The organism is Streptomyces sp. NBC_01497 (assembly GCF_036250695.1).
In the GTDB taxonomy this organism is placed as follows: Bacteria; Actinomycetota; Actinomycetes; order Streptomycetales; family Streptomycetaceae; genus Streptomyces.
Genome location: NZ_CP109427.1, coordinates 5,273,177 through 5,284,228, shown reverse-complemented (window position 1 = coordinate 5,284,228; position 11,052 = coordinate 5,273,177). Strand labels below are relative to the sequence as shown.

Sequence of the window (11,052 nt, the reverse complement as noted above, 5' to 3'; positions counted from 1 at the left end):
CCCCTTTCCGGTGTCCCGGCAGTCCCGCCTGTGTGCCGTACCGTACGTGCTCACAGGCCGGACGTGGCAACTCTGGCACATCTTCGAGGCCGCTCGACGCGAGGGTCCACCAAGGACGCATCTGTCCCCCGGCGACCGGATGGCGTCTGTTCGCCCGCCCGTTGGGCGCTCTGGGCACATCGCCGCTTTCGCCACCTCTGATGCGCGTGTGGGCGGCTCGTCCGCCGGGGCGGCGGCATGCCGCGCCACGTGCGCGGGGCCGGCGGGACGGATGTCCGCGGAGTGCACCGCCGTCGGCGGCGACCGGGTTCGTGTTCGACCGCCGCCGCAGTCCGTTCGCCTCGCGTACCCGCGCCGTTCCGCCGCTGTGTGCCGGGCCGTTCGGGCAGATGTCCCGTCCGTACGGGCACGCTCCGGTGCGCGGCGGGGGCCCGTTCGGGCTCCGCGATATCCTCGCGGCGCGTCGTCGCCGGACGTTCTCGCGGGACGTTGTCCGCGGGCGGAACGGCGTCGAAACCGCGGCGCGCCACGTCCTTGCGGGCCCTCGCCGCCTCCGCTCACAGGGCGGGCGGCATCCCCTCGCGCGGCCGTCCGAGGACGCCGGGGCGTCGCTGCCACGGCAGCGGGCCCGACGGTGGCCGATAACCGACGCCCAGGGCGTCAAGACGGCGGTAGTGCTCGGTCATGCGCGCCTCGAACCCGGCGAAGTCGCGCTCCCCCGGCGCCCCGAGCTCGCTCCAGACAGTCTCGGCGAACGCGGCGAGGCGCGGGTGGACCTGGTAGTCCACGCGGCCCTCGTCCTGCATCACCTCGGTCCACACGTTGGCCTGGGCGCCCAGGATCCGCGCGCCCTCCGCCTCGCTCAGCCCCTGCGGTACGGTCTCGAAGCGGTACACGTCCTCCAGCGTCCGCACGAAGCCGATGGGGATCGGCTCGGCGTCGCCCGCCGCCTGGCGGTGGTCCAAGTACACGTGCTGCTCGGGGCACATCACCACGTCGTGGCCCGCCCGCGCCGCCGCGACGCCGCCCGCGTAGCCGCGCCAGGAGGAGACCGCCGCGCCCGGCGCGAGGCCGCCTTCGAGGATCTCGTCCCAGCCGATGAGGCGACGGCCGCGCAGGGCGAGCCAGGTGTCGAAGTGCCGGATGAACCAGGACTGGAGTTCGTCCTCGTTGGCGAGGCCCTCCGCCTCGATACGGGCCTGCGCGGTCGCGGAGTCCTTCCACTGCTCCTTGGGGGCCTCGTCGCCGCCGATGTGGATGAACCGCGACGGGAACAGCGCGAGCACCTCCTCGAAGACGCCCTCGTAGAAGCGCAGCACGGCGTCCGTCGGGGCGAGGATGTTCCCGTTGATGCCCCAGGTGTCCCAGACGCCGATGGCCGTGGTGTCGACGACGTCGGCGTTGCCCAGTTCCGGGTAGGCCGCGATGGCGGCCTGCGAGTGGCCGGGGACGTCGATCTCCGGCACGACGGTGATGTGCCGTTCCGCGGCGTAGGCGACGATCTCGCGGATGTCGTCCTGCGTGTAGAACCCGCCGTGCGGGGTCTCGCTCCACAGGTCGGAGGCGCGGTGGCCCCATTTGGTGCGGGGGCGCCACGCGCCGACCTCGGTGAGCCGCGGGTGGCGCTTGATCTCGATGCGCCAGCCCTGGTCGTCGGTGAGGTGCAGGTGCAGGACGTTCAGCTTGTGCGCCGCGAGCAGGTCCAGGTGGCGCAGGACGCCCTCCTTGGGCGTGAAGTGCCGGGCGACGTCGAGCATCATGCCGCGCCAGCCGAAGCGGGGGCTGTCCGACACCGTGAGGACGGGCAGCCGCCACCCGCGCTCCGCGTCCAGCGGCGCGCGCCGGAAGGCGTCGGGGCCAAGCAGTTGGCGGAGGGTCTGCGCACCCCAGAAGACGCCCGCGGGCCCGCCGCCCTCGACGCACACGGCGGGGGCGCCGTCGTCGCCGGGCGCCGCCGTGGTCAGGACGTAGGCCTCCGGCCCGCCCGCCCGCCCGACGTCGGCGCTGACACGGAGCACGATCCGGTCGTGGCCGTGTCCGTGGCCCGCGTCCGCGCCGGGGACCCCGTCGGTGAACACCAGGCCTGTCGCGGCGCCGACCGCCGTACGCAGCCAGCGCGCGGTGGTGCCCGTGTCCGGGCCCGCCTCGATCCGGAGCCCGGCCGGCAGTGCGAAGCCGGTGTCGCCCCCCTGCCCGACGTCGCCGCCGGCCACGTCACCGGCCCGTATCAGGCGGGGCGCGGGAATCAGCGCCGCGCGCGGCCGCTCCGGGTCCGGAATCGGTTCCGCGTTCGCAGGGTTCGTCGCCATTCGTCCTCCGCCGAGTGATCGGGTCCGTGCCGAGATGAGGTCTATACCAATACGGAAGACCAGCACACGGAGGGCGGAAAGAGCAAGGGATCCGGGCCCCGGGCGGGCAGCGACGCCAACGTCGGCCACCGGCGCGGAAACCCGCGCGGAGGGTGCATGCGTTCGTACGAGGAGACGGGTCGCCCGCGCCGCGCTCCACGGCCGGGCGGAGCCGCGGGCGGACGGTTCACGGCCGGGGACCGCACGGCCGGGCAGCCGAAGGGCGGGCACACCAGGTATGCCCGCCCCGGACGGTCAGGCGGCTACTTCTTGCCGCTCTTGCCGCCCTTGCCCTTGTCCTTGTCCCCGTCGCCACCGGCGCCCATGGACTCGTAGATCTCCTTGCACATCGGGCAGACCGGGTACTTCTTGGGATCGCGTCCAGGGACCCAGACCTTGCCGCACAGCGCCACGACGGGAGTGCCCTCCAGGGCGCTCGCCATGATCTTGTCCTTCTGGACGTAGTGGGCGAAGCGCTCGTGGTCACCGTCGCCTCGCGACAGCTGCGGCGTCGGCTCCACGAGGGTGCCCGTACCTGCCCCGCGATCGGGCTCAAGAGTGCTCATAACAGCCAAGAGTACTCACGGGCCGAGCTTTTCCCGGAGGGCGGGGCGGAGCACTCCGCAGCCGGGCGCTCACCCCCCGGCAGCGACGGCGCCGGTCCCGGGCCCCGCCGCCCGGTCGCGTCCGGCCGGAAAAGGGCCCTCGCGGTCTCCCGCGGCGGCCCGGCCCGGGCCGGTGCGCGGCGGTGAGCGCTCAGTTCAGCGACGGGTCGTCCGGGTACGTGGCGAACATCGCGAGTTTGCCGCGCTGCCGGCGCAGTACGGCACGCCACAGCGTCTCGGGGCGGGGCGAGGACACGTCGCCGGGCTCCGACTCGACCACGTACCAGGCGCCGTTCTTGAGCTCGCGCTCCAGCTGCCCGGGACCCCAGCCCGCGTACCCCGCGAAGATCCGCAGCGAGCCGAGTGCCTTCGCCAGCAGTTCCGGCGGCGTCTCCAGATCGACGAGGCCGATGGCGCCGTGCACCCTGCGCCAGCCGAGCGGGCCCTCCTCGCCGGGGATGACGGCGAGCGCGAGCGCCGAGTCGAGGGAGACCGGGCCGCCCTGGAAGACCACCCCGGGCTCACCCGCGTGCTCGGCCCAGGGTTCGAGGATGTCCACCACGCCGACCGGGGTGGGGCGGTTGAGGACCACGCCGAGTGAGCCCTCCCCGTCGTGGTCGAGCAGCAGGACGACCGCGCGGTCGAAGTTCGGATCCGCCAGGGCCGGTGTCGCGACGAGCAGCCGCCCTGTGAGCGAGGACACCTCGGTCATGCGAGACATGATCCCGCATCTTGGCCCCGCACGGGACGACCCGTGCGGGGCCAGGATGCGCGCGCAGCTCAGGGGCGCATCGCGGCGAGGCAGGCGCCCGGTGCCCGCCCCGGCGTGGCGGGCACGTTCCGTGTTCGCTTCAGCACACAGTGCGTTCAGCGCATCCCTCACGTTTTCCCGGTCCGGCACGGACCTACGGGAGGGGGCCTGACGCGCCTTAGGCTTACCGGGCCGTATGTTCGGCACCAGCCCCCCGACCGCCCACTCCGGAACGCGAGATTCATGACCGGCACCGGCTCCGATGACGTACTGCTTGTCCACGGCGGCACCCCCCTGCAGGGTGAGATCCGCGTCCGCGGCGCGAAGAACCTGGTTCCCAAGGCGATGGTCGCCGCCCTGCTCGGCTCCACGCCGAGCCGCCTGAGCAACGTGCCGGACATCCGCGACGTGCGGGTCGTACGCGGCCTGCTGCAGTTGCACGGCGTGACCGTGCGCCCCGGCGAGCAGCCGGGCGAGCTGGTGCTCGACCCCACCCACGTGGAGAGCGCCAACGTCGCAGACATCGACGCCCACGCGGGGTCCTCCCGCATTCCGATCCTGTTCTGCGGCCCACTGCTGCACCGCCTCGGCCACGCGTTCATCCCGGGCCTCGGCGGCTGCGACATCGGCGGCCGGCCGATCGACTTCCACTTCGACGTGCTGCGGCAGTTCGGCGCGACGATCGACAAGCGCGCGGACGGCCAGTACCTGGAGGCACCGCAGCGGCTGCGCGGGACGAAGATCCGGCTGCCGTACCCGTCGGTCGGCACGACCGAGCAGGTCCTGCTGACGGCGGTCCTCGCGGAGGGCGTCACCGAGCTGTCGAACGCGGCGGTGGAGCCCGAGATCGAGGACCTCATCTGCGTCCTGCAGAAGATGGGCGCCATCATCGCGATGGACACCGACAGGACCATCCGGATCACCGGTGTGGACAGCCTCGGCGGCTACAACCACCACGCGATCCCGGACCGGCTTGAGGCCGCGTCCTGGGCGTCCGCCGCGCTGGCCACCGAGGGCGACATCTACGTCCGCGGCGCGCAGCAGCGCTCGATGATGACCTTCCTCAACACGTACCGGAAGGTCGGCGGGGCCTTCGAGATCGACGACAAGGGCATCAGGTTCTGGCACCCGGGCGGCTCGCTGAAGTCGATCGCCCTGGAGACGGACGTGCACCCGGGCTTCCAGACGGACTGGCAGCAGCCGCTGGTGGTGGCGCTGACGCAGGCGTCCGGCCTGTCGATCGTGCACGAGACGGTGTACGAGTCGCGCCTCGGCTTCACCTCGGCGCTCAACCAGATGGGCGCGCACATCCAGCTCTACCGGGAGTGCCTGGGCGGCTCGCACTGCCGGTTCGGGCAGCGCAACTTCCTGCACTCGGCGGTCGTGTCGGGGCCGACCCGGCTGCAGGGCGCCGATCTGGTCATCCCCGACCTGCGCGGCGGGTTCTCGTACCTGATCGCGGCCCTCGCGGCGCAGGGCACGTCCCGCGTGCACGGGATCGACCTGATCAACCGGGGCTACGAGAACTTCATGGACAAGCTCGTGGAGCTGGGCGCGAAGGTCGAACTGCCGGGCGGTCCGCTCGTCTGACGGCCGACGGGAGGGGCGGGTGCCGGCGGGGACGCGGGCACCCGCCCTTTTCACGTGGACGAGGGCCGTGGCCCCGGCGTACGGGTGCCGTACGGCGGGGATCGCGCGGGGGCCGGGGAGCTCGTCCGCCCTGTGCCGGCCCGGGCGGCCCCGGACGTCCCTCTCAGCGCCCCGCAGCGGCCCGCGCCGCCCCTGCGGAGGCCTGACGGGCTCCCCGCGTACGGCGTACCGAGTACGGAGCCCCGCGACGACGGGCGGCCGGGCAGCGGCGCGGCGTCTGGGGGGCGACGGCGGGCCCCGCGCGCAGCGCCCGCCGGCCGGGCCGGGCAACAACAAGGGCGGCCTTCCGGTGTCCGGAGGCCGCCCCGATGTGTTGTCACGCACCGTCACCGGTGCGCCGCCCTGCCCGGCACACGGCCGGGCGGTGGACGGTCCTGAGGACTACTTGCCCTTCGCGGCTTCCTTGAGCTTGGAGCCCGCGGACACCTTCACGCTGTAACCGGCGGGGATCTGGATCGGGTCGCCGGTCTGCGGGTTGCGGGCCGTCCGAGCGGCACGGTGGGTGCGCTCGAAGGTCAGAAAGCCGGGGATGGTGACCTTCTCGTCGCCCTTGGCGACGATCTCGCCGACGGTCTCGGCGAAGGCGGCCAGAACGGCGTCGGCGTCCTTGCGGGTCACCTCGGCGCGGTCGGCCAGGGCGGCCACCAGCTCACTGCGGTTCATGTTCTTACTCCCGTGTTCTTCTTGCCTGTGAGGCGTGAGATCGAAGCCGATGCTCCCAGGGCCCTCGGACACTCGCCGGACCCCGGGCCTTCTTTTCGAGAACCCTCGCGCCCCGTGGGGGTGTCCCCGAAACGTTGTCCTCGGGATCAGGTCTCCCCAGGACGAAGTCCCTGAGACTGCATCCTGCCCCCACCAGCGGCGGGAAAGCCAATCCGATACCCCCGTCGTCACACGGAAAGCCGCCGTGGGACAGCGGGGGTCATGGTCCGCCACCCTAGACGGGCGCTCCGGCCCGCCCCCCGCGCGACGCGCCGGGCGGGGCCGCCCGTACGGGGCGCGGGCCGGGCGCCCGGCCCGGACGGCGGCCCCGCGCCATGCTTCACAGCGCCCCGTGACCCGGGGCGCGGAGGCGGCGCGGGGGCGCTTGCCGGTGCTCCCGGCTCAGTCCGTGGCGCTGATCGCCGGGGTGTCCACCGTCACGCCCGCCGCTTTGGCGGCGTCGCGCACGGCGCCGGCGACGGCCCCCGCGACCTTGTCGTTGAAGACCGACGGGACGATGTAGTTCGCGTTCAGCTCACCCTCGGTGACGACGTCGGCGAGCGCGGCGGCCGCGGCGAGCATCATCTCCGTGTTGACGGTGCGCGACTGAGCGTCGAGCAGACCGCGGAAAACACCCGGGAAGACCAGCACGTTGTTGATCTGGTTCGGGAAGTCCGAGCGGCCCGTCGCGACCACGGCGGCCGTCTCGCGGGCGATCGCAGGGTCGATCTCGGGGTCCGGGTTCGCGAGCGCGAAGACGATCGCGTCGTCCGCCATGGCGGCCACGTCGGTCCCGTCGATCACGTTGGGGGCCGAGACGCCGATGAAGACGTCGGAGCCCGCCACGGCCTGCTTGAGCGTCCCGGTGACGCCCTCGGGGTTGGTGTTGTCGGCGATCCAGCGCAGCGGGGACTCGGGCGCGGCGTCGACGAGGTCCTCGCGGCCCGCGTGCACCACTCCGTGGATGTCGGCGACGACCGCGTGCTTGACGCCCGCGGCCATCAGCAGCTTCAGGATGGCCGTGCCGGCGGCGCCGGCGCCCGACATGACGACCCGGACGTCGCCGAACTTCTTGTTGACGACGCGCAGCGCGTTGGTCAGCGCGGCGACCACGACGATGGCGGTGCCGTGCTGGTCGTCGTGGAAGACGGGGATGTCGAGGGCCTCGCGCAGCCGCGCCTCGATCTCGAAGCAGCGGGGAGCCGAGATGTCCTCAAGGTTGATACCCGCGAAGCCCGGCGCGATGGCCTTGACGACCTCGACGATGGTGTCGGTGTCCTGGGTGTCCAGGCACAGGGGCCAGGCGTCGATGCCGGCGAACCGCTTGAAGAGGGCGGCCTTGCCCTCCATCACGGGGAGGGCCGCCTTCGGGCCGATGTTGCCGAGGCCGAGGACGGCGGAGCCGTCGGTGACGACCGCGACGGTGTTGCGCTTGATGGTGAGGCGGCGCGCGTCGTCGGGGTTCTGCGCGATCGCCATGGAGACCCGCGCCACACCGGGGGTGTAGATCATGGAGAGGTCGTCACGGTTGCGGATGGGGTGCTTGGACTGCATCTCGATCTTGCCGCCGAGGTGCATCAGGAACGTACGGTCCGAGACCTTGCCGATGGCGACGCCCTCGATGCCGCGCAGCTTGCCGACGATCTGGTCCGCGTGCGCCGTGGAGCTGGCGGCGATCGTGACGTCGATCCGCAGCTTCTCGTGGCCGGACGCGGTGACGTCGAGGCCGGTCACGGAGCCGCCGGACGCCTCCACGGCCGTCGTGAGCTGGGAGACCGCCGTGCCGCTTGCGGGCACTTCGAGACGGACGGTCATCGAGTACGAGACGCTTGGCGCCGTTGCCATTGCCGAGTTCCTCTGCTTTCACTGAGCGACTGTGCCGTTCCACCGATCGGGTGCACCGTGGCGGAACCTTCAGATGGTCGCACCTACCACTCGGTAACGGCTAAAACCCCGGTTCATTCGGAAAGGCACTTCCATCATGCGGAGCGTAACAGCGGCACTTATAAGAAAAGCAGGCCCCCACCAACTCCTGGTGAAGGCCTGCTGACGCGTAAGTGGCACCGACCCGCCATGCTCGCCTCGCGGCAAGTGGTCGCTCGAAGCGACTAAGGTTGGGCCCGGGGGCTTGGATCGAGCCGGTGCCGTATACAGGCTAACAAACGACCCCCGCTCAGTCTTCCCTGACGCCACGCTCGTTGGACTTTCCGGGTCGTCCCAGGCCACAGCGGTGCGGTCGGACGGCGAAAAACCCGTTGCGTACCCCGGGCCCGCCCTCCTCGGCCGATCGCCCGCCAGGCACCCCCGCACGCACACCCCGGCCGATCGCCCGCCACGCACCCCCCGCGTCCCCGGACCGGTCCCGCCGTGAAGATGCGCCGGCGAGCCCGGCGGGCAGTCCCGCCGGGCACACGGGCCCCGGCGCGGCGAGGCCAGGAGCCCCCTCGCACCGGGCACCCGGCGCGGCGAGGCTCCCAGGACGTCAGTCGCGCAGCAGGTCCGGCACCCCGTCCGCGTCCGGTGAGTCCTTCGACGTCGACACGACCGTCAGCTGCTGCGTCGCACGTGTCAGCGCCACGTACAGGGTCCGCAGGCCCACCGACGCGGCCTGCCCGTCGGCGATCTCCGCGGGGGACACCAGCACCGTCGCGTCGTACTCCAGGCCCTTGGCCTCCAGACTGCCGAGCGCGACCACCCGGCCGCCCAGCCCCTCGACCCACCGGGTGACCTGTGCACGCCGGTCCATGGACGCCACGACACCCACCGTGCCGTCGACCGTCCGCAGGAGCCGCCGTGTCTCCTCCCGTACGGCCTCGGCGAGCGCCGTGTCCGAGTCGTCGGCGGCGACGTGGAACCGGGGCTGAACCCCGGTCGAGCGCACGGCCCTCGGGGACTCGGCGCCCGGCATCGCGAGGGCCAGGACCTTCGCGGCGAGTGCGGCGATCTCCGCCGGGTTGCGGTAGTTCACGGTCAGGGTGAAGCGGCGGCGCTGCCTGCTGCCCAGCGCCTCGTCGCGGGCCGCCGCGGCCTCCTCCTGCTCGGGCCACGACGACTGCGCCGGGTCGCCCACGACCGTCCAGGTCGCGGTCCTGCCCCGGCGCCCGATCATGCGCCACTGCATCGGCGTGAGGTCCTGCGCCTCGTCGACGATCACATGGGCGTACTCGGTGCGCTCCGCCGCGAGCCGCTCCGCGCGCTCGCGCTGGGTCTCCTCGCGCTGCGGCATCAGCTCCTCCAGGCCACTGAGCGCGTCCAGCGGGTCCAGTTCCCTGCGGGTTCTGCGGGGGCGCGGCGGTGAGCCGAGGAGGGACTCCAGTTCGTCGAGGATGGCCACGTCGTGGACGGACAGCGCGCCGGTGCCGTCCGCGCCGACGCGGCGCAGCGAACGGGCGAGCCTGCGTGTCTCGCCGGGGGTGAGGATGCGGCGGGCCCAGCGGGCGAGGCGCCGCTCGTCGGCCATCGCGGCCAGTACCCGGCGCGGGGTCAGCTCCGGCCACCACGCGTCGAGGAACTCGGTGAACACGTCCTCGGTCGTGATGTCCTCGTCGAAGCCGCTCCGCAGTTCCGCGGCGAGTTCGGCGTCGCCGCGCGAGGCGTACTCGTCGGCGCGCGCGTTGCTGCCCGACCGCGCCCACAGGGCGTCGAGCAGCAGCTTGCGGGCGCGCGGACGCAGCAGGTTGACGGGCGCGGTGCCGCCGAGCGCGGCCTGCCGGATGCGGTACAGCTCGGTGGCGTCCAGTTCCAGGCGGCGGCCGAACGCGACGACGCGCAGCCGGTCGGTGCGCACCCGGGCCGCGCCGGCGCCGTCGTCCGCCGCGTCGTCCAGCGTCGCCTGTCCGCGGTCGGCCCCGCGGGCGCCCGCGTCGCGCTCCAGCGCGCCGCGCGCCGCCTTGCGCAGCACCCGCTGCATGCGGGCCGAGCCCTTGACCCTGGCCACGGCCGGGTCGTCGTACGCGCTCGCCTCGGCGCCCTCGACCAGCGAGCCGAGCGCACGCACGGCGACCTGCCCCTCCTCGCCCAGCGACGGCAGCACGCCCTCGGTGTACGCGACGAGCAGCGGCGTCGGCGAGACGACCAGGATGCCGCCCGAGTACCGCCGCCTGTCCTGGTAGAGCAGATAGGCGGCGCGGTGCAGCGCGACGGCGGTCTTGCCGGTGCCCGGGCCGCCGGAGACCTCGGTGACCGACGCGGCGGGCGCCCGGATCACGAGGTCCTGCTCGGCCTGGATGGACGAGACGATGTCCCGCATCGTGTGTCCGCGCGCCTGGCCGAGCGCGGCCATCAGGGCGCCGTCACCGATGACGGGCAGCGGCGCGCCGTCCAGTGTGGCGGTCAGTTCGGGACGCATCAGGTCGTCCTCGACGCCGAGGACGCGGCGGCCCTTGGAGCGGATCACCCGGCGGCGCACGACCCGCCCCGGGTCGACGGGCGTGGAGCGGTAGAACGGCGCCGCCGCGGGTGCCCGCCAGTCGATGACGAGCGGCGAGTAGTCGGCGTCGAGGACGCCGATCCTGCCGATGTGCAGCACCTCGGCGATGTCGGCGCGGGCGTCGGCCCGTACGGCGTCCTCGGCGGGCTCGATCGACGTGTACGCGCCGTCGGCGCCCTTCTTGCCGTCCTTGCCCGCGAGGAGGTCGATACGGCCGAAGAGGAAGTCCTCGAACTCGTTGTTCAGCCGGGACAGGTGCACCCCCGCCCGGAAGACCTGGGCGTCCCGCTCGGCGAGCGCGCCGGGCGTGCCCACCTGGCCGCGCTTCGCCGCGTCGGCCATCAGGAATTCCGCCTCGTGGATCTTCTCCTCCAGACGGCGGTAGACGCGGTCGAGATGGTCCTGCTCGATCTCGACCTCGCCGGCGCGTGCGGAATCGTCCGCCGGGCCGGGGGCGTCTGTCCCCGGCTCGGTACCTGATTCCGCCGCGGCTCCGGCGGAATCGACAGCGGCATCCTGCGCGGCCACCCGGGCCCCCTTCATGACGTGCAACGGGAGCCGTCAACC

General features: G+C 73.0%; 7 protein-coding genes. 1 reads left to right on the top strand and 6 read right to left on the bottom strand.

The features are described 5' to 3' along the window. Window positions 1–557 precede the first annotated feature (557 nt). From OG310_RS22230 to OG310_RS22220, 3 genes are all read right to left on the bottom strand, one after another. Entirely contained in the window at window positions 558–2,309 is a 1,752-nt protein-coding gene (locus tag OG310_RS22230) for a beta-N-acetylhexosaminidase (RefSeq protein ID WP_329457621.1), read from the bottom strand. A gap of 302 nt (window positions 2,310–2,611) precedes the next feature. After that, entirely contained in the window at window positions 2,612–2,914 is a 303-nt protein-coding gene (locus OG310_RS22225) for a DUF3039 domain-containing protein (RefSeq protein ID WP_329457620.1), read from the bottom strand. A gap of 190 nt (window positions 2,915–3,104) precedes the next feature. Beyond that, the gene (locus OG310_RS22220) at window positions 3,105–3,665 is read right to left on the bottom strand and encodes a YqgE/AlgH family protein (protein ID WP_329457619.1); all 561 of its coding nucleotides are present in this window, start codon (window positions 3,663–3,665) and stop codon (window positions 3,105–3,107) included. Window positions 3,666–3,947: 282 nt separating this feature from the next. On the opposite strand from OG310_RS22220, the gene murA reads away from it, so the two are divergent. Then, complete coding sequence (gene murA / locus OG310_RS22215) at window positions 3,948–5,294, top strand: UDP-N-acetylglucosamine 1-carboxyvinyltransferase (protein ID WP_329457618.1); 1,347 nt, start codon at window positions 3,948–3,950, stop codon at window positions 5,292–5,294. 441 nt (window positions 5,295–5,735) lie between these two features. On the opposite strand, the gene OG310_RS22210 is transcribed toward murA, so the two are convergent. The 3 genes from OG310_RS22210 to OG310_RS22200 form a co-directional block, all read right to left on the bottom strand. Beyond that, the gene (locus tag OG310_RS22210; RefSeq protein ID WP_007382399.1) at window positions 5,736–6,017 is read right to left on the bottom strand and encodes an HU family DNA-binding protein; all 282 of its coding nucleotides are present in this window, start codon (window positions 6,015–6,017) and stop codon (window positions 5,736–5,738) included. A gap of 441 nt (window positions 6,018–6,458) precedes the next feature. Then, a complete protein-coding gene (locus OG310_RS22205) occupies window positions 6,459–7,901 on the bottom strand; it encodes an NAD-dependent malic enzyme (protein ID WP_329457617.1) in 1,443 nt (480 codons plus the stop codon). A gap of 637 nt (window positions 7,902–8,538) precedes the next feature. Further along, window positions 8,539–11,013 carry a HelD family protein gene (locus tag OG310_RS22200; RefSeq protein WP_329457616.1) on the bottom strand — a complete coding sequence of 825 codons (2,475 nt, stop codon included), beginning with the start codon at window positions 11,011–11,013 and terminating at the stop codon, window positions 8,539–8,541. Between the last annotated feature and the right edge of the window lie 39 nt (window positions 11,014–11,052).